This window comes from Candidatus Aminicenantes bacterium (assembly GCA_026393855.1).
In the GTDB taxonomy this organism is placed as follows: domain Bacteria; phylum Acidobacteriota; class Aminicenantia; order Aminicenantales; family UBA4085; genus UBA4085.
Map to the genome: position 1 here is coordinate 1 of JAPKZJ010000025.1, position 18,834 is coordinate 18,834.

The 18,834-nt window shown below is 64.0% G+C and carries 18 protein-coding genes and 2 tRNA genes; 10 read left to right on the top strand and 10 right to left on the bottom strand.

What is annotated here, in order from left to right; genetic code table 11:
• The first annotated feature begins 474 nt into the window (after positions 1 to 474).
• From NTZ26_03675 to NTZ26_03705, 7 genes are all read left to right on the top strand, one after another.
• Positions 475 to 948, top strand: coding sequence for an Rrf2 family transcriptional regulator (locus tag NTZ26_03675; GenBank protein MCX6559592.1), 474 nt, complete (start codon positions 475 to 477; stop codon positions 946 to 948).
• Between the two features lie 95 nt (positions 949 to 1,043).
• Complete coding sequence (locus NTZ26_03680; protein ID MCX6559593.1) at positions 1,044 to 2,027, top strand: porin; 984 nt, start codon at positions 1,044 to 1,046, stop codon at positions 2,025 to 2,027.
• 21 nt (positions 2,028 to 2,048) lie between these two features.
• Positions 2,049 to 2,999 (top strand): substrate-binding domain-containing protein, encoded by a 951-nt coding sequence (locus NTZ26_03685; protein MCX6559594.1) that lies wholly within the window; start codon positions 2,049 to 2,051, stop codon positions 2,997 to 2,999.
• Between the two features lie 85 nt (positions 3,000 to 3,084).
• Positions 3,085 to 3,930 (top strand): phosphate ABC transporter permease subunit PstC, encoded by an 846-nt coding sequence (gene pstC / locus NTZ26_03690; GenBank protein MCX6559595.1) that lies wholly within the window; start codon positions 3,085 to 3,087, stop codon positions 3,928 to 3,930.
• 56 nt (positions 3,931 to 3,986) lie between these two features.
• A complete protein-coding gene (locus NTZ26_03695; GenBank protein MCX6559596.1) occupies positions 3,987 to 4,847 on the top strand; it encodes an ABC transporter permease subunit in 861 nt (286 codons plus the stop codon).
• Positions 4,844 to 5,605, top strand: a complete 762-nt coding sequence (locus NTZ26_03700) for an ATP-binding cassette domain-containing protein (GenBank protein MCX6559597.1) — start codon at positions 4,844 to 4,846, stop codon at positions 5,603 to 5,605. The genes NTZ26_03695 and NTZ26_03700 overlap by 4 nt, the downstream gene beginning before the upstream one ends.
• Positions 5,606 to 5,762: 157 nt before the next feature.
• The gene (locus NTZ26_03705) at positions 5,763 to 7,538 is read left to right on the top strand and encodes a M20/M25/M40 family metallo-hydrolase (GenBank protein MCX6559598.1); all 1,776 of its coding nucleotides are present in this window, start codon (positions 5,763 to 5,765) and stop codon (positions 7,536 to 7,538) included.
• A gap of 236 nt (positions 7,539 to 7,774) precedes the next feature.
• Here the strand turns inward: NTZ26_03705 and hypA are convergent, their stop codons facing one another.
• From hypA to NTZ26_03740, 7 genes are all read right to left on the bottom strand, one after another.
• Positions 7,775 to 8,122 carry a hydrogenase maturation nickel metallochaperone HypA gene (gene hypA, locus NTZ26_03710; GenBank protein MCX6559599.1) on the bottom strand — a complete coding sequence of 116 codons (348 nt, stop codon included), beginning with the start codon at positions 8,120 to 8,122 and terminating at the stop codon, positions 7,775 to 7,777.
• On the bottom strand, positions 8,115 to 8,783 hold the full coding sequence (hypB, locus tag NTZ26_03715) for a hydrogenase nickel incorporation protein HypB (protein MCX6559600.1): 669 nt from the start codon (positions 8,781 to 8,783) through the stop codon (positions 8,115 to 8,117). The genes hypA and hypB overlap by 8 nt, the downstream gene beginning before the upstream one ends.
• A 114-nt stretch (positions 8,784 to 8,897) precedes the next feature.
• Positions 8,898 to 9,377: a hydrogenase maturation protease gene (locus NTZ26_03720; GenBank protein MCX6559601.1), complete on the bottom strand. Its 480-nt coding sequence runs from the start codon at positions 9,375 to 9,377 to the stop codon at positions 8,898 to 8,900.
• A gap of 438 nt (positions 9,378 to 9,815) precedes the next feature.
• Positions 9,816 to 11,264 carry a Ni/Fe hydrogenase subunit alpha gene (locus NTZ26_03725; GenBank protein MCX6559602.1) on the bottom strand — a complete coding sequence of 483 codons (1,449 nt, stop codon included), beginning with the start codon at positions 11,262 to 11,264 and terminating at the stop codon, positions 9,816 to 9,818.
• 10 nt (positions 11,265 to 11,274) lie between these two features.
• Positions 11,275 to 11,823 (bottom strand): NADP oxidoreductase, encoded by a 549-nt coding sequence (locus NTZ26_03730; protein MCX6559603.1) that lies wholly within the window; start codon positions 11,821 to 11,823, stop codon positions 11,275 to 11,277.
• A gap of 9 nt (positions 11,824 to 11,832) precedes the next feature.
• The gene (locus NTZ26_03735; protein ID MCX6559604.1) at positions 11,833 to 12,573 is read right to left on the bottom strand and encodes a 2Fe-2S iron-sulfur cluster-binding protein; all 741 of its coding nucleotides are present in this window, start codon (positions 12,571 to 12,573) and stop codon (positions 11,833 to 11,835) included.
• Positions 12,566 to 14,386, bottom strand: coding sequence for an NAD(P)H-dependent oxidoreductase subunit E (locus NTZ26_03740; protein MCX6559605.1), 1,821 nt, complete (start codon positions 14,384 to 14,386; stop codon positions 12,566 to 12,568). Before NTZ26_03740 ends, NTZ26_03735 begins: the two co-directional genes overlap by 8 nt.
• A 227-nt stretch (positions 14,387 to 14,613) precedes the next feature.
• On the opposite strand from NTZ26_03740, the gene NTZ26_03745 reads away from it, so the two are divergent.
• The 3 genes from NTZ26_03745 to NTZ26_03755 all read left to right on the top strand — a co-directional run bounded on the left by NTZ26_03745 (position 14,614) and on the right by NTZ26_03755 (position 15,625).
• The gene (locus tag NTZ26_03745) at positions 14,614 to 15,303 is read left to right on the top strand and encodes a hypothetical protein (GenBank protein ID MCX6559606.1); all 690 of its coding nucleotides are present in this window, start codon (positions 14,614 to 14,616) and stop codon (positions 15,301 to 15,303) included.
• A 163-nt stretch (positions 15,304 to 15,466) separates the two neighbouring features.
• A tRNA-Lys gene (locus NTZ26_03750) sits at positions 15,467 to 15,538 on the top strand.
• 14 nt (positions 15,539 to 15,552) lie between these two features.
• A tRNA-Glu gene (locus NTZ26_03755) sits at positions 15,553 to 15,625 on the top strand.
• 25 nt (positions 15,626 to 15,650) lie between these two features.
• On the opposite strand, the gene NTZ26_03760 is transcribed toward NTZ26_03755, so the two are convergent.
• The 3 genes from NTZ26_03760 to NTZ26_03770 form a co-directional block, all read right to left on the bottom strand.
• Positions 15,651 to 15,884, bottom strand: a complete 234-nt coding sequence (locus NTZ26_03760) for a hypothetical protein (GenBank protein MCX6559607.1) — start codon at positions 15,882 to 15,884, stop codon at positions 15,651 to 15,653.
• 1 nt (position 15,885) lies between these two features.
• Positions 15,886 to 17,232 (bottom strand): response regulator, encoded by a 1,347-nt coding sequence (locus NTZ26_03765; protein ID MCX6559608.1) that lies wholly within the window; start codon positions 17,230 to 17,232, stop codon positions 15,886 to 15,888.
• Positions 17,233 to 17,286: 54 nt separating this feature from the next.
• On the bottom strand, positions 17,287 to 18,834 hold a 1,548-nt coding region (locus NTZ26_03770), incomplete at its 5' end, for a PAS domain S-box protein (GenBank protein ID MCX6559609.1).

Below are 18,834 nucleotides of genomic sequence, written 5' to 3' on the forward strand. Positions count from 1 at the left end.
CGGTCGGTGATCTTGATCGCCTCGGCGTTCAGGGCCGCCCGGTCGAGGGTGCCGCGGCGGGCCGGGCGCAGACGGGTGCCGTCGCAGGCCGGGCAGCGGAGAATTCTCTCGAATTTCGATTCGCTCATCGTTTTGTCGGGCGGAATTTTAACTTAAAAGCTTGTTTGCGGCCATAGTAGATTATCGCGTTTTTGTGTTTGAACCGTCTCTTTTAATCAGGGCGAGGGGTTTGGAGGGTCAAAACCAATCGACGAGGGAGCGAGCATGGTCCCCTGCGCAGCAGGGGGAGCGACCGAGTCGGCGGAGCGAACGCGCTCGCTGGGCGCGTGAGCGTGTTTTGACCCTCTAACCCCGAGCCCTTCTTAGAGGAAAAAAGTGATCGAAAACCGTGATCGAAAACCGTTGACTTCCGCCGACCGGATATGTTAGATAACTATGTCGATTGAACTAGTCGACTACTAATACGGAGGTCCAATGAGGCTTTCGACGAAGGGCGAGTACGCCAGCCGAGCCATGCTGGAGCTCTCCCTGCGCCGCGACGACGGCCCGCTCCATATCAAGGACATTTCCGCCGCCCAGGATATCCCGGAGCGCTTCCTCGAGCAGATTCTGCTGATGCTCAAGCGGGCCGGATATCTGCGGAGCCGGAAAGGCCCCCATGGGGGATATCTCCTGGCCAAGCCTCCCGAAAAGATCTCCGTGGCCGAAGTCATTCGGGTCATGGACGGACCGCTGGCGCCCATCGACTGCGTCAGCGTCACCGCCCGTCAGGTTTGTCCGCGCGAAGGCTCCTGCGGCCTGAGGGGAGTATGGAAAGAGACGCGCGACGCCATCGCCGCCATCCTGGAACGGATGACGTTCGCCGACGTGGTTGAACGGACGAAAGCCGCCCGGGCCTGCGCGGCGAGACGCCTGAGCCGCGGACGCCGCCGGCCGTCGGAGGCCTGAGGCTTCATGATCAATGAGTCAGGGCCGGGAATCGCTTGTGAGTTAATAGTCGACTATGACAATAGACTATATAGACAAAGAGATGCGGAGATGACATGAAGACGAACAAAGCGATTTTTCTTCTCGCCTGGGCCCTCCCCGCTTTGGGGCTGATCGCCTCCGCCCAGGATAAAGCCGCCGCGTCCGCCGTGACGGCGGCCGAGCCGCTGAAGATTTCCGGGTACGCGCAGGTTTTGTCGACCACTCAGAGCGCCGGGGTGGACGGTCTCTCCGTCCGCCGGGTGCGTTTGGCCCTGGCCGGCGAGATCTCCAAGACGATCAAGATCAAGGCCGAGATCGATGCCCTCAAGAGTCCGGCCCTCATCGATGCCCAGATCGATTGGACGCCTGCGGCCGCCGCGGGGCTGCGGATCGGCCAGTTCAAGGTCCCGTTCAGCCTGGAAAACATGACCTCGACTTCGGATCTCGATTGGATCAACCTGGCCCAGGCGGTCTCGAAGCTCGTCCCCGGCCAGGACAATTCGTCCAACGGCCGCGACATCGGCCTTGCCCTGACCGGCAAGGCTTCGCTGTTCGAATACTATCTCGGCGTCTTCAACGGCGCCGGGATCAACAAGGCCGACACCAACGACCAGAAAGACATCGCCGCGCGGCTCGTCGTCCGCCCCCTTTCCGGTCTCGCGCTGGGCGCCTCCCTTTATAACGGGTGCCATTCGGCGACCGCCGGAGCCGCCCCCGTCACCCGGGATCGGGCCGGCTTCGAGGCCGCCTGGGTTTCGCCGACGCTCTCCCTCAAAGCCGAGCTCATCCGGGCCGCCGATGCGGCGATTCATAAGCAGGGCTGGTACGCCCAGGCCGGATATTTCGTCCTGCCCAAGAAAATCCAAGCCTTGATCCGGTTCGATTCTTTGGACGTCAACCGCGACCAAGCGACCGATCGAGTCGATATCGCCTCCGCCGGCCTGACCTGGTTCATCGTCGGCAAGACCAAGATCCAAGTCAATTACGAGCACACTCGCAACGAGGCGGGCGCGGTGCTGAATCGCGCCTTCCTGGTCAAGCTGCAGATCGGATACTGAAATCAATCGCGGAGATCAACCATGAAAAAGACGCTCGTCCTCATCCTCGCCGTTCTGGCCGCCACCGGCGCAGCCTTCGCTCAAGCGGCTCCTCCCGTCGTCCAAGGCAAAGTCAGCCTCTCCGGCGCTTGGGCCCTCTATCCCATGGCCGTCAAATGGGCCGAGGAGTTCCGCAAAATCCATCCCCAGGTTCAGATCGACGTTCAGGCCGGCGGCGCCGGCAAAGGGCTGACCGACGCCTTGACCGGCATGGTCGATATCGGCTTGGTCTCGCGCGATATCCAGCCGGCCGAGGTCGCCAAGGGGGCCTTCCCGTTGGCCGTGACCAAGGACGGTGTCGTGGCTACGATCAGCGCCAAGAACCCCCTGATGGCCGCTATCAAGTCCAAGGGACTGACCCGGGCCGCGTTCATCGACATATGGATCACCGGCAAGCCTCTGACTTGGGGCCAAGCCCTGGGAACCCCGGACAAGCAGCCCGTCCGGGTGTTCACTCGGTCCGACGCCTGCGGAGCGGCGGAGACCTGGGCCGCTTTCCTGGGCAAGCGGCAGGAGGACCTGGGCGGCGTCGGGGTCTACGGCGATCCCGGGCTGGCCGACGCGGCCCGCCGCGACCCGCTGGCCATCGGTTACAACAACATCAACTTCGCCTATGACGCCAAAACCCTCAAGCCGATCGAGGGCCTCGAGATCGTCCCCATCGATCTCGACGGCAACGGCCGCATCGATCCGGCCGAAAGCATCTATGCCACCCGCGACGACATCACCACGGCCATCGCGGGCAACAAGTATCCTTCGCCCCCGGCCCGCGACCTCTATTTCGTGACCAAAGGGAAGCCGGCCAATCCCGCGGTCGTCGCTTTCATAAAATGGGTTCTGGCCGAAGGCCAGGCCTTCGTCCCCGAGACCGGATACATCCCGCTGGCCAAGGACAAGCTGGCCGCCGGGCTGGCTCGACTGACCGGCAAGTAAGGCCGGAAACGCGGAGCCGAAAGCGGGGAGGGCCATGAGGAGCGACGCCGCGAGGTTGGGCCGAGACCGCCGGGCGCGGCGCTCGATGCGCCTGATTTCGTTCCTGCCCGGCTTGCTCGTCGTCCTCATCCTATTCGGGCTCTATTACAAGTCGCGCGGCATCCTGGGCCTCAAGCCCCTGACCTCGCTTCTCTTCGGCTCGGAGTGGAAACCGCTCAAAGGCAGCTTCGGTTTCTTTCCGTTCATCCTGGGCACCTTCTGGGTCACGCTGACGGCCATGATCCTGGCCGTCCCCGTGTCTTTGCTCACGGCCATCTACTTGTCCGAATATGCGCCTCGGTCCGTCCGGGGGGCGGCCAAGTCGTTCGTCGATCTTCTATCGGGCATCCCGTCGGTCGTCTTCGGCGTCTGGGGCGTCCTGATGGTGGTGCCGTTCGTCGCCAAGCTGGCCGGATGGCTGGGGACTTATTCCTCCGGCTATTCCGTCCTGTCCGGAGCCGTCGTCTTGGCCATCATGGTCTTCCCGACCATCATCCTGGTCTGCCTGGAAGTCTTTGCTGCCGTGCCGCGGGACCTGCGCGACGCGTCCCTGGCCTTGGGCGCCACCCGGTGGGAGACCGTCAAGCACGTCGTCCTGCGCAAGGGTGCGCCAGGGGTTTTCGCCGCCGTCGTCCTGGGGTTCTCCCGGGCTTTCGGTGAGACCATGGCCGTGCTCATGGTCGTAGGCAACATGGCCCAGGTCCCCAAGTCGCTGTTCGACAGCGCCTATCCGCTGCCGGCGCTCATCGCCAACAACTACGGCGAAATGATGTCGGTGCCGCTCTACGATTCGGCGCTCATGCTGGCCGCCCTCGTCCTTCTGCTCGTCGTCCTCGTTTTCAACCTGGGCGCACGGATCACCCTGACCCGGATCGAACGGAGGGTCGAATGACAAGACAGTTCCGGCGCCAGACGGAAATGGCTAGCCGTCGCCGATTCTGGTCGGCGATGGGCAACCACCGCCGCCGTCGGGCCGAAGAGCGTTTCTTCAAAGCCTTGATGATCATTGCGACCGGGATTGTCATGGGCAGCCTCCTGCTCATCGTCGGGACGATCGTGGTCAAGGGCTTCCCGGCCCTCAACTTGGATATGATCACGAAGACGCCCAAGGGCGGATATTACCTCGGCAAGGAAGGCGGCATCCTGAACGCCATCCTGGGTTCGCTCTATTTGGCCGGCGGGGCGACTCTGCTGGCTTTCCTCCTGAGCCTGCCCCTGGCTTTGTTCTTGGACATGGAGACCCGGTCCAAGTCGGGCGCGGCGTTGCGGGTCCGCTTCGCCCTGGACGTCCTCTGGGGCATTCCCTCGATCGTCTATGGCGCCTTTGGGTTTCTGATCATGGCGCTCGTCGGCCTGCGGGCCTCGCTCCTGGCCGGCATCATCATCGTGGCGCTGCTCGAGCTGCCGATCATGGCCCGCTCCATGGACGAAGTCGTGCGGCTCGTCCCGGCCGCCCTCAAGGACGCCTCGGCCTCGCTCGGCGCCACCCGGCTGGAGACGGCCGTGCGGGTCGTTCTGCGCCAGTGCCTGCCGGGCTTGCTGACGGCCGTGCTCATCGCCTTCGGCCGCGGTGTCGGCGACGCCGCCTCGGTCCTGTTCACGGCCGGTTTCACCGACAGCCTGCCGACCTCGCTCTTTCAGCCGGCGGCCACCCTGCCGCTGGCCATCTTTTTCCAGCTGGGCACGCCCTTCCCCGAGGTCCGGGCCCGGGCCTATGCCTCGGCCGCCGTGCTGACCCTGATCATCCTGATCGTCAGCCTGGCCGCCCGCTGGCTGAGCCGCAAACTCAAGAAGCACACCATCCAATGAACGAAACCACCCATCTCCGCATCAGCCATCTCAGCGTCGCCTTCGGCGGCCAGCCCGTCCTGCGGGACGTCAGCTTGGACGTCCCCGACCGCAAGATCACCGTCATCATCGGGCCTTCGGGCTGCGGCAAGACGACGCTGCTCAAGTCCCTCAACCGCCTGCTGGACTCGGTTGACGACGTCCGGATCACGGGCAGCATCTTCGTCGACGAGGACGACATCAACGATCCCCGGGTCGAGGTCACGCGGGTCCGCAAGAAAATGGGCCTGCTGTCCCAGAAACCCCAAGTCCTGCCGATGTCGATCTTCGATAACATCGCCTATGGGCCGCGCCTGCACGGGTTGCGCGACAAAACTGCCCTGGCCGTCGTCGTCGAGAAGGAGCTGCGGGCGGCCGGGTTGTGGGAAGAGGTCAAGGACCGCTTGCATGCCCCGGCCTCGCGCCTCTCGGTCGGGCAGCAGCAGCGTCTGTGCCTGGCCCGGGGCTTGGCCGTCGAGCCGGAGATCATCCTGGGCGATGAGCCGACGTCGGCCCTCGACCCGCAGTCGAGCCGCATCGTCGAGCAGCGGCTGATCGCGCTTAAGGCCGATTACACCGTCATCGTCGTCACCCACATCCTGCGGCAGGCCCGGCGGATCGCGGACTATATCGCGTTTCTCTATTTGGGCGAGCTTGTCGAGCACGGGCCGGCGGCCGAAGTGTTCGCCGCGCCGCGCGATCCCCGGACCCGCGCCTATCTAACCGGGGAGATTTCGTAAGATCGGGTTGTCATCCCGTCGCTCGCAATGACGAGAAGATGGCCATAAGAAACCATTCTTCTTGGCGCGTCGTATATAATCAAGGGACGAGGATTGGTTTGCCTCCTGCAGGCCAATCCTTGGACTCGCCGCATCGATTTCTGAGGAGGTCCTGCTCATGAAAAAAACCGCCCTTGTGGCCCTGCTTGCCTTCACCCTTTTGTTGACGGCCGCGGCCCAGACGCCGCCCGCCGCCAAGACCGAGGATTTCTCCAAGACCCTGGTCAAGGTCGCCAAGCCCGAGGCCCCGCCCGCCGACATCAAGGCCGGGTTCGACACGATCAGCGCCCGGGGCTCCCTGTCGATGCTGACGTTCATCGCCTCCGACCTTCTCGAGGGCCGGGAAGCGGGAACGCGCGGCTATCAGCTGGCGGCCGAATACGCCGCCTCGCTCTTCGGCATGTGGGGCTTGACCCCGATGGGCGACTTCGCGCCCCGCTCCTTCAGCATGGCCCAATACTTCTCGGGCGCCACCGCTGCGCCGAAGCCGCCCCAGAAGACTTTCTGGCAGGAGTTCCCCCTGCAGGAAACCCTGGAAACGTCCAGCCGGATGGCCCTGGAAGTCCGCCACGGCCAGGCGGTCCTGAACCGCGAGTTCCAGGCCGGCGCCGACTATTCCTCCCAGGCAGCCACGGGCGACGTCCTGACCGCGCCGGTCGTATTCGCCGGCTACGGTGTTGTCGACAAAGACGCCAAGTATGACGACCTCAAGGACATCGACGTCAAGGGCAAGGTCGTCCTCGTCCTGTCCGGTGCGCCGCCCTTCATCGCCGGCAAGCCCATGCCCCCCGGCATGGTGTCGGGGATGTCCATGTCGGGGATGTCGCCCAGGCTCGAAGCCCTGGTCAAGCGGGGTCCGGCCGCCATCCTGACGGTCAACCCGGCCGGTCAGGACATGGCCCGGTATAAATCCCTCCTGCCGGCCAAGAGTGTTCCGGACGAGACGCCCATCATCCACAAGCCCTACCGGCAGATGTCGATTCCCGGCGCGGCCGTGCCCATGCCCTGGGACAAGCCGGTCATGATGCAGATCAGCAACCGCACCGCCGACGCCATCCTGGCCGCCGCCGGCCGGACGCTCGAGTCGGCCAAGAAGGCGATCGACCAGGCCAAGAAGCCCGCTTCTTTCGACGTCCCCGGAGCGAGCCTGACCATCGCCTCGACCCTCAAGACCCAAATGGCCCGCGGCATCAACGTCGTCGGGATGATCGAGGGTTCCGACCCGGCTCTCAAGTCCGAGGCGATCGTCATCGGCGCCCACCTCGACCACACCGGCCGCTTCGAGGATTACATCTTCAACGGCGCCGACGACAACGGTTCCGGCAGCGTCGGCGTCCTCAACCTGGCCCAGGCCTTCGCCGCCAATCCCAAGAAGCCCAAGCGGACGATCATCTTTGCTCTCTGGACGGGCGAGGAGAAAGGCCTGCTCGGATCCGAATACTTCGTCAAGCACCCGCCCGTGCCCGGCCTGAAGATCGTGACCTATCTGAATTTCGACATGATGAGCCGGGCTTACGACGAGAAGAGCCTGGCCTTCGCCGCCCGGACGATGGGGGTCCCCTCTTCGCCCGAGTTCCTGAAGGCCGTCACCCCGGCCAACTTCATGCTCATCCACTTCCAGGAAGGCTCGTCCCTGGGCGAAGCGGCCCGCGAGGCCGACCGCTATGTCGGGCTCGACCTCTACCTGCGGGCGGCCAAGACAGGGGGCATTTCCTTCGGCGACAGCGATCACAGCTCGTTCAACGACGTCAAGATCCCCTGGCTGTGGCCCTTCAGCGCCGTGACGCCGGACCTGCACCAGACGAGCGACAGCGTCGACAAGGTCAGCGGCGAGCTGATGGAGAAGACCTCCCGGTTGATGTACGGGATCGCCTGGATCGCCGCGGAGAAATAATTTCTTGCCACTGATCCGTCATTGCGAGCCTTATGCTCCGCATAGGGCGTGGCAAAAGAGAGCCTAGCATCAATCCGTCATTGCGAGGACGACGCAGCGTCGGACGTGGCAACCTCTCTTAGATCCCCACGGCAGGGCCTCGGGATGACAATGAAAACCAATGGCGGAGCTCGGGACGACAAAAGGGAACTGCACGAAGAGCAAAGCTCGAACTTGTCCGTCTCGAGCTCGACCCGCTAGTCCGTCTCGAGCTCGACCCGCTCGAGGATCAGATCCGTCCCGCCGGTAAGCTCCAAGTCGGTCGAGCCGCAGGCCGGGCAGGCGGGCGAGTAGTCCGCCCGCTCGGTCTCCGCCCGGCAGGCCCGGCAAAGGGCCTTTAGCGGCGTCTTCTCGACAACCAGGCGCGCGTTCTCGACGACCGTCCCCTTGCGGTACATGTCGAAGGCGGACTCCAGTAGCTCGGGTACGACTCCCGAGAGCGGCCCGACCTTGATCCAGATGGCGGTCGCCGACTTGGCCTTGTGCTCGCGGACCAGGCCTTCGACGGTCTCGACGAACGAGGCGACGACCGAAAGCTCATGCATAGCCGGCCCGCAACGCCTCGCGGGAGGCCAGGAGGAAGGCGGTCAGCTCGTCCAAGCCCTCGCCGGTCAGGGCCGAGACGACGAAGACGCGGAGTCCCGGGTTGAGCTCGAGGGCCTCTTTCTTGGCCCGCTCGACGTCGAACGGCAGATAGGGGAGCAGGTCGGATTTGGTAATGATCAGGACCTGGGCCGTCAGAAAAGCCTTGGGATATTTCTTGGGCTTGTCGTCGCCCTCGGGCGACGATAGGAGGACGATGCGCAGGCGCTCGCCGAGGTCGTACGAGGCCGGGCAGACCAGGTTGCCGACGTTCTCGATGAACAGAAAGTCGATTTCCGGGCTGACCTCGGGCAGGACGCGGGCGATCATCTTGGCCTCCAGGTGGCAGGCGCCGCCGGTCGTGATCTGCCAGGCGGGGACGCCCTTGGCCCGGATGCGCTCGGCGTCGCGTTCGGTCTCGATGTCGCCCTCGATGACGGCCATGGGATGACTGCCCTTCAACCGGTCGGCCAGCTTCTCGAGCAGGGTGGTCTTGCCGGCCCCGGGCGAGCTCATCAGGTTGAGGACCAGGATACCGCGCTCTTCACAGGCCGCCTTGATCTCGGCCGCCACCTTCTGGTTCGTGCCGAGGATGTCGCGCAGGACGTAGATCTGTTTATTCATGGCCGGAACCTCAACCAATTATAACATGCGGGTCGCAGCCTGACTTTATGCCCCTTCGTCATCCCGAGGAGCGCTGAAGGCGCGACGTGGGGATCTTTTGTCATCCGAGAAGGATTAAACGGAATTCCGATCTTTGGCCAGCCATTCCCGCAAAAGAGCCTCGGCTTTATCCAGTTGTTCGCCGGCTGGCTCGGACAAGCCTGCCCCCAACTCCCAATCGCGGCCGGGCATCGAAAGCAGCCATCCCGCAGGCGCCTTCCCATAAAGCTCGTCGGCCAAGGCCAGGACCGCTCCCGGGCTCAATTCGTGGGTCGTGAAAGTGATTGCAGCGGCCGGCGTCAGCTCGGCTAGCCTGACCGACTCGCCGTCGATCGCGGCGTCGGCGAAGACGACCGCGTCGAAATCCTTGATCAGATGGGCGTCCTCGATGTTGAGCTGATATTTCCAGACGGCCGAAATGCCGCCCGGCGCTTCGACGACCGCGCCTTCGGCCAGACTGCCCTTTTCGACTTCCGCCAGGCGCTCGACGAGCGCCGGCCCCAGCCCGTCGTCGCCGCGGCCGGGATTGCCGATGCCGATGATTAGTGTTTTCATGGCCGCTTCTTAAAACTTAGCTTTTCACTCCCTCTTGGAGAGGAGGCCACTGCGGAGTTAATCCAGTCGAGTTGGGATTTTTTGTTCTCTTAGGAATTCTGCGATAGGGGCGAGGGGTATGCCCCGCCGAAACCCATCCCGAATCCGGGAACATCCACGAGGTTCGGGGTGCCGGCCAACGGCGAAATCGCGAGGGCGGCGCCTTTTTCCACAACGCTCTGAGGGAACCTGGCTCGGGCCAGGCGCCGAGGGCTGTTTGAGCACGCGACCATCTGACGGAATCGAAATGGAGGGAAGATCTCAAAGACCGGGAAATCTCGAATGCGGAGTTCCGAGGCGCCGAAGAGAGCTGTGGGAAAAGGCGAGAAGAGCCCGAAGCCGCCGGGCCGGCACTCCGGACCTCGGTTCCCGGATTCGCGAGAGGAGACCCTTCTTCGCTTATCTTCGCTTCCTATCGACAACTGTCCCGGCCGCATCGACCATTTCGATTTCGAGCGGCATCCGCCCCAGGGCGTGGGTGGCGCAGCTCAAGCAGGGATCGTAGGCCCGGATGGCGATCTCGACCCGGTTCAGCATGCCTTCGGTGATCTTGGTCTGGCCCTCGATGACGTGGCGGGCCACCCAGTCGACGGCCCGGTTCATCGGCTCGTTGTTGTTGGTCGTCGAGACGATCAGGTTGGCCATGCTGATCCGGTCGTCGCCGTCCACCTGGTAGTGATGGAACAGGGTTCCGCGCGGCGCTTCGACCAGCCCCACGCCTTCGCCCGCCTTCTTGCCCTTGCGGACGAGGTCGTCCTTTTGCAGGTCGGGGTCGACGAGGAGCTGCTTGATGACCTCGCCGCTGTGAAGCAGCTCGATCAGCCGGGCCCAGTGCATGTGCAGGGACATGTTGTTGGGTTTGCCGCCGGTATAGGCCCGGAAGACTTCGAACTGCTTCTGGGCCCGCGGGCTGGGGATGAAGTCGCAGACGTTGAGCCGGGCCAGGGGACCGACTCGGTACCAGCCGTTCTCCTTGCCGATCGACTTGAGGTACGGGAACTTCATGTAGCTCCAGGACTTGACCTCTTCGCCGATGTAGGCCAGATAGTCGTTGTAGTCGACGTCGTCCAGGATCCGCCGACCGTCGGCGTCCACCGCCCGCAAGGCCCCGTGGTAGAAGTCCAGGGCGCCGTCCTTGCGGACCAAGCTCAAATGGTTCGAGGGGAAAGCGGCGAAGCCGTCGGCCAGCTCGCGATTCTTGGCCTGCCAGCCCTTTAGGAATTCGACCGCGTTCTCGGCCCAGTCGATCATCGTGTCGACATTCATGGGGGCCGGGCCCTTAAGGAACGAGTCGCGCTCCTCCGGGCTGAGGTTTTTGTTGATCCCGCCCGGGATGGCGCCGGTGCCGTGGATCTTCTTGCCGGCGGTGGCCAGGATGATCTCCTGCCCGAACTTGCGCAGCAGCACGGCCCGGGTGGCCAGCTCGCGGTCGTGGGCGATGATGCCGATGACGTTGCGGACGGCCGGGTCGGCGTCGGCGCCGAAGAGCAGGTCGGGCGAGGCCAGGTGGAAGAAGTGTAGGGCGTGCGACTGGAACATCTGGCCGTAGTGCATCAGGCGGCGCATCTTTTCGGCCGTCGGGGAAAGGCCCTCGGGGCCGACGCCGGCGATGGCGTCCATGGCTTTAGCCGCGGCCAGGTGATGGCTGACCGGGCAGATGCCGCACAGCCGCTGGACGAGCACGGGCGCTTCCCAATAGGGGCGGCCTTGGACGAACCGTTCGAAGCCGCGGAATTCGACGATGTGGAGCCGCGCCTGGGCCACTTTGTGGTGGTCGTCCAAGTGGATGGTGACCTTGCCGTGGCCCTCGACGCGGGTGACGGGTTCGATGGTGATCTTGCGTGCCATGGTGTCCTTCTTAATCGAACTTGAGCAGGCCGTAGCTTAGATCCAGGGGCTTGCCCTCGAGCAGGGCGACCAGCGCCTTCCAGATCAGGTCGGCCGAGGGCGGACAGCCCGGCAGGTAGTAGTCCACCGGGACAATTTCGTGGTTGGGATAGACTTTATCCAGGATGATCGGCAGGTCTTCGTCGTTGGGCATGATCCGGGCGTCGGACGGATCGATGGTCGGGGAGCGGTAGTAGGCCTCCTCCAGGCATTCCCGGATGGGGATGCCGTTGCGCATGGCCGGCAGGCCGCCCATGATGGCGCACTCGCCGAGCGAGATGAGGACCTTGCAGTTCTTGCGGAAGGACCGTAAGACCTCGACGTTCTCGCTGTTGCAGCAGCCGCCCTCGATGAGGCCGACGTCGACGGGCTTGGTGATGGTCTTGATGTCGTCGACCGGCGACTTGTTGAACTCGACCAGCTCGACGAGCTGGAGGATCCGCTCGTCGATGTCCAGGATCGACATGTGGCAGCCGAAGCAGCCGGCCAGGGACGCGGTGGCGATGACGGGTTTGCTCATGGCTGTCTCCTAGCTCCTCGGCTTCTCGATGTCGCTGCCGATGGGGGCCTGGTCGTATTTCCGCCGGCCGATGGGCACGGCGAACCCGACCTCCTTGCGTAGGATGCAGCCTACCGGACAGCGGTCCATGGCCGTCCGGGCCCAACGCTCGGACAGGGCCGAGGCCAGGCCGAGGTCGACGAACATCTTTTTCTTGCGGGATCGGTGGAGAGAGCCGAAGACGGCCTTGTTGTCCGCGGTCCGGATACCCCGGGCACAGCGCAGGCACTTGACGCAGCGGTTCTGCTCCATCAGGAGCTTCGTCCCGGCCGGCTCGACATCCTTCTTAGGGAAGAGGTAGGGGAAGCGGGGGACCAGCATCTGGAACCGGTAGGCCAGGGCCTGCAGCTCGCAGTTGCCGCTTTTTTCGCAGGTCGGGCACATGTGGTTGCCCTCGACGAAGAGCATTTCGACGACGGCCTTGCGCATGTCCTCCAGGTCGGGCACGGCGCTTTCCACCGACATGCCGTCGCTGACCGGGAAAGTGCAGGCGGCTTGGTGGCGGCCGCCCACCCGGACGGTGCAGATGCGGCAGCTGCCGGCCGGTTTGAGGCCGTCGTAGGCGCACAGCGAGGGGATGTAAATCCCGTTGTCCTTGGCCGCCTCCAGGATGGTCTGGCCGGCGCGGGCCAGGCACTCCCGGCCGTCGATGGAAAACTTGATCCCAGGGGCGGGGGCGGGCTTGGCCTTGGTCGTTTTCGGCTTATTCATGGTCGGCCTCCGCGGCGTGCTCGGCAAACGCTTGCCCAGTGACGGCGGCGGCGTCGCGAACCGACTCCGCCAGGTCGAACTCGGGGATGAAGGCCCGGTCGGTATGGATGCGGGCCAAGTACATTTCGCGGAAGTTTTGGATGGTCGTCAGGATCGGGTTGGGGGATGTCTGGCCCAGGCCGCAGCGGCTCATGGCCTTGATCGTCTTGCCCCAGGCCTCGATCTCCTCCAGGTCGCGCGGAGTCCCCTTGCCCGCCATGATCTTCTCCAGCTTGCGCTTGAGCAGGACGTTGCCGGCCCGGCAGGGGGCGCACCAGCCGCAGGATTCCTCGACGAAGAACTCCATGAAGTTGTGGACGACCTCGAACAGGTCCCGTTCGGGGCCGAAGACGATGATCGATCCGCCCGTGGGCAGGTCCTCGAAGGCGATCTTGCGGTCGAATTGGGCCCGCGGGATGCAGGCGCCCGAAGGGCCGCCGACCTGGACGGCCCGGGCGTCGCTGCCGCCGGCCGCTTGCAGAAGCGCGGCCACGGACATCCCGAAGGGGATCTCGTAGACGCCCGGCTTGCGGCAGTCCCCCGAAACGCTCAATAGCTTGGTGCCCGAGGAGCGGGGGGTGCCCAGGGCCTTGAACCAGTCGGCGCCCTTTTCCAGGATCCGGGCCGCCGCGCACAGCGTTTCGACATTGTTGACCGTCGTCGGACGCCCGAAATACCCGTTTTGGATGGGGTAGGGGGGCCTGTCGCGCGGCTCTCCCCGATTGCCCTGAGCGGACTCGATCAGGGCCGATTCCTCGCCGCAGACGTAGGCGCCGGCGCCGAGCTTGATCGTGATATCGAAGGCGAAGCCCTTCTTGCCGGCGATCCCGCGGCCGAGCCATTTCTTCTTGCGCAGGCCGGCCAGGACATTTTCCAGGTGAGGCTTGAGGTAGGCGTATTCGCCGCGCAGATACAGGACGCCTTCGGACGCCCCGACCGCGTAGCCCGCCAGGGCCATGCCCTCGAACAGGAGGTGCGGCATCTCGGTCAGGATGACCCGGTCCTTGAACGTCCCGGGCTCGCCCTCGTCGGCGTTGCAGACGACGTAATGCCGGTCGCCTTTCTCGCGCCGGCAGAACTCCCATTTGAGCCCCGTGGGAAATCCGGCTCCGCCGCGGCCGAGCAGGTTGGCCCGCTTGACCTCGACAATGACGTCCTCGGGTGCGGCGGCCGCGGCCTTTTTCAGGGCCGCGCCGGAGCGGAAAGGCGCGAACAGGATCGGCCCTTTCCGGCGGATGTTGTTGCGGACCATGGACCGGACCAGCTTGGAGGCATTGGCCCCGTCGCCCAGGGGGACGGCCAGCTTGCGAACGTCCTTTCCGGCCAGCATGGCGGCGACCAGGGCTTTGGCCTTGGCCGGTGTCAGGCGGGTGAAGATCGTCCCGTTGATGATCGCGGACGGTTCCTGGTCGTTCATCCCGATGCAGGACGTGTCATGGAGCCCGATCCGCCCGTCCGGGGTGACGCTCCCAAAGGGGATGCCGGCGGCCTTTTCGAAGGCGGCGGCCACGGCGGCGCGGCCCTTTAGGGCGGCTACGATGTTGGAGTTCAGGTAGACGGCGTAGGTCCCTGCGGCGTCGTTCCCGAAGAAGTGGTAGAAAGTGACGACGCCCTCCACTTCGATCGAAGAGACGCCGAGGAGGGCGGCGATCTTGTCCGCGTCCCCGGGCTTGATCCGGCCCTGCTCCTGCCGGACATCGCGGATGATGTCCAGGAGGCGGGTCCGGTCCTTGCGATGCCGGGCGACTACGGTTTCTATGATTCCCTTGGCCATATGAAACCTCGTCCTCGGAAGATAAATTGACGGCGGCAGAAGGGGATATATAGCACAATCCGGAGGGGGACTCAACGAACCGGCGCGGTTGCTTTTTGCCGGGCCCGACCCTATAATGCCCAAGCAGGGGAGTTTTGCCCTTGCCGTCCGGAACGGGCTGTCTTTTTGTCTTGAAAATCAAACCGTTTTCGGAAATAATGTCTACAGAAAGACTGGAAGGAGGAACAATGAGGAAAAAAAGCCTGATCGTCCTGTCGGCGCTGTTGGTGCTGTTCGCTGTGACGAGCTGCAAGTCCAACCCCGAAAAGGGACTTCTCCAGAACTACTTCCACGCCGTTACCCTGAACGACGTGACCACGCTCTCGACCATGGCCCTGGAACCCGTAACCATGGACGTCGCGAGCTGGAAAATCACCAAGACCAGCGAGGAGAAGATCGAGCCGGCCAAGCTCCCCGACCTCAACGCCCAGGAGCTGGACATCAAGAAGAAGATGGAAGGCCATATCGAGCCGGTCATGAAGGCCAAGGATGCCCTCGACGGGGCCAAGGACGAGTATGACACGGCTCGCACCGGCGCCGCCCGCGCGGCCGCCAAGGTCAAGGTCGACGCGGCCCAGAAGGCGTACGACGCCGAGTATGCCGCCCACAACGACCTCAAAAAGGGCTATAACGACGCCAAGGCCGCCGCCCAGAAGGAAGAGGACATCACCAACTTCTCGCTCGGGGCCGGCCAGTTGGCCGCCATCCGCGACCTTAAGGGCGAGATCCACACCAAGGACCTCGAAGTCGCCATCACGGCCAAGGACGGCTCGGTCAAGAACTTCGCCCTCCAGATCGTGATGTATAACTTGAAAGACGAGGCCCTGAACGTCGCCCACCGCGGCCGCTGGATCATCGTTAAGTTCCAGGCGATCTAAAAGATCTCCGGTCGGAACGGATTCTGCGGGGCCGGATCCGCGCATCTCCCGCGGGCGCTGCAAGCGCTCCGGGGCGAGGGCGGGGGTTCGGCCCCTTGTCGTTTTTAGATGCTCCGCCTTGACTCAAGACGGGCAATCCGCTATAAATAAGCGCTCTCGAGCAGGGCCGTTAGCTCAGTGGTAGAGCACCGGCCTTTTAAGCCGGGTGTCGCTGGTTCGAGCCCAGCACGGCTCATTTTTTTTCCGCGCGCCCCTGTCGTCTAGAGGCCCAGGACACTGCCCTTTCACGGCGGCAACACGGGTTCGAATCCCGTCGGGGGTGTTTGATCACCAAGCGCTTTCAGCGCTTAGACCTTCTCATCGCTGGTTTCTTCGGGAGTCGGCGAATCCATTTTTTTCCTCCGCCGCCACAGCCACAGCATAACCACGCCCGGAAACTGGTAGACGGCCAGGATCAAGGGCGACAAGATGAACCAATAGACGTTCATGTGGCGGGCGAAGATGAGGACGAAGGCCGTCAGCCCCCCGAGGGAGAAGACGACGGAAGCGGCCAAGAACAGGAAGGTTCCGGTCCTGCGCATGTCACTCGAAGCGGAAGCCATCCTGGCGGAACAAGGCCAGGCAGGCGTCGACGACGTCGGGATCGTACTGCCGACCGCGGCCGCGGGACACTTCTTCGAGAGCCGCTTCGACGCCGCGGGCCGGACGGTAGGGCCGGTGGGAAGACATGGCTTCGACGATGTCGGCGACGCAGACGATGCGGGCCTCCAAAAGGATGGCTTCGCCGCGCAGCCCGCTGGGATATCCGGAACCGTCCATGCGTTCGTGGTGCTGATGCACGATTTTGGCTATCGGCCAAGGGAATTCGATCGTTTTGAGGATGTCGTAGCCGACCTGGGCATGGGTCCGGATGATGGAGAATTCGATCTCCGTCAGCTGTCCGGGCTTGCTCAGAATCTCGGCCGGGACGTAGATCTTGCCGACGTCGTGGATTTCGCCGGCCATCCGAATGCCTTCGATCTGTTCGGGCGGCAACCCCATCCGGGCCGCAATGGCGCAGGACAGCTTGCTGACGCGGCGCTGGTGGCCGGCCGTATAGGGGTCGCGCATCTCGATCGTCATGGCCATGGCCTGGATCGTGCCGGCCAGGGCTTTTTTCAGACGCTCCGTGCTCTGCCGGATCTCGGTTTCGGCTTTCTTGCGCGCGGTGATATCGCGAAAGATGAGAACATGGCCGGCGGCGGTCGGCCTCCGGCCGCGGATCGGCGAAACCGTCTGTTCGATCGGCAGGCTCCGGCCGGCCTTGTCCGTCAGGACGCCTTCCTCGGTTCGCAGGGCTCTGCCTTCCGGATCGAAGTCCGCCGCGTCCAGCCGAACGGGCAGGATCTCCGACAGCGGGCGTCCCAGGATTTCGTGCCGCTCCAGGCCGGTCAGCCGCTCGGCCAGAGGATTCAGGAACGTGACCAGGCCTTCGGCGTCGGCGGCGATGACGCCGTCGCCGATGCTGCGCAGGACCGTCGACAGCCATTCCTCGCGCTCGCGCAGGGTCTTGTCCATCTTGGCTTTGAAGAAGGCCATCTCGATGGTCGTCTGGAGCTCGCGCTCGTCGAAAGGCTTGAGGATGTAGCCGAACGGCTCGGTGATCTTGGCCCGGGCCAGCGTGGTCTCGTCGGCGTAGGCGGTCAGGTAGATAACCGGGATGCCGTATTCCTCCCAAATCGTCTCGGCGGCCGCGATGCCGTCGATCTCGCCTTTGAGGACGATATCCATAAGGACCAGATCGGGGGGGGAGGTGCGGACGGCCTGCAGGGCTTCCTCGCCGGTGGATAGGACGCCCACGACATCGTAGCCCTGGCCGCGCAGCATGTTGTGGATGTCCTTGGCGACGAGGCTTTCATCCTCGACGACAAGGATCTTGATCTTGGCCATCTGTTTGTCCTTGTCCTATTCTATCCGAACATGAATTGGGAGAAAAGGCCGGACTTAGGCCCGCGGCCGGGTCTTCTGTTCCTTGAACGTCACGGCGAACGAAGTTCCGCCTTCGCGGGTGAGGCGGACCTCTCCCCCCAGCTGGCGGGCCAGCAGATCGATGAGCTGCAGGCCCAGCGTTCCCCCAGCCGCGGGATCGAATCCCTCGGGCAGGCCGACGCCGTCGTCCCGTACGGCGATCTCGTAAGTCTCCGAGCCCAAGTCTCGGAGCGTGATCCGGACCGTCCCCGCCCGGCCGTCGGGAAAGGCGTGCTCCAAGGCGTTGGAGATCATCTCGTTGACGATCAAGCCGCCCGGGATGGCCGTATTGATGTCCATGACGACCGGGTCAAGGTTGGTCTCGAGCCGAATCCGATCGGCTCCGATCCGCCAAAAATGGAACAGGTGCACGGCCAAGCTCTGGATATAGTCTGCGAACTGGATTTGAGCCAAGTTCTGGGATTGATAAAGCTTTTCGTGGACCAGGGACATGGACCGGATTCGGGATTGGCACTCGCGGATGCTCTCGAGGGCCGCCTGATCGTGGATGGAGCCCGCCTGCAGATTGAGCAGCGAGGAGATGATCTGGAGGTTGTTTTTGACCCGGTGGTGGATCTCCCGCAGCAGGGCTTCCTTTTCGCCCAGCGACGCCTGGAGCCGCTCCCGCGCCCGGACCCGGTCGATGGCCAGGGCCACCTGGGTGGATAGGAACTGGAGCAGATCCTTCTCCTCCTGTCCGATGTGCTCTTGGGGCCGGTAGGTCTGAATGGCCATGACGCCGATCTTGGCCTCCGCGATCTTGAGCGGGACGCCCAGCCAATTGACGGCCAGCTGGCCTAGAAGGTCCACCTCCCCGGCGTCGCGGAGGGCGAGGGTGTTCTGGGAGGACGTCAGGAGCGGTTGGCCCGATCGGAACACGTATTCGGTCAGCCCGCGCCCCAGCGGGCGGCCTGCGGGCGGGGCGTCGTACTCGTCGATGAACAGCGGGAAGGTGATCCACCCCGCCGGCTCGTCGATCAGGGCGACATAGAAGTTGGGGTAGGGGAGCAGGGCCGTGATGGTTTTGCGAATGAGGGCATAGAGCGTCGCCAGATCGGCTGCGCCGCTGGCCGCTTGGGAGATCTCGTAGAGGGCGGATTTAACGGCTTCCGCCCGCTCCCCGGGCCGGAGGTCGCGGGCGTGCACGACCATGCGGTCCTCCGACCCGATTCGGGCCACCCGAATGCTGACCTCGGTGGGGATGCGCGCCCCGGATTTCGTCAGGAATCGGACTTTAACGGTCGCCCGCCCGTCGGCCAGGATTTTTTTCCGGAACTCGGAAAAATTCTGAAGCTGTTCCGGAGGCAACAATCCGCCGACGTTCATGCCGATGAACTCTTCTCTGGCGAACCCCAGAAGATGGACGGCGGCTTCGTTGCAATCCAGGATGCGGCCGTCGAAATCCCACAGGCAGATGGCGTCGGGCGAGGCCTCGAACAGTCCGAGATATTTCGCCTCGCTGGCCCGCACCCCGGCCTCCGCCTCCCGCGTCCGGTCGATTTGGGCCTGCAGGGTTGCCAGCAA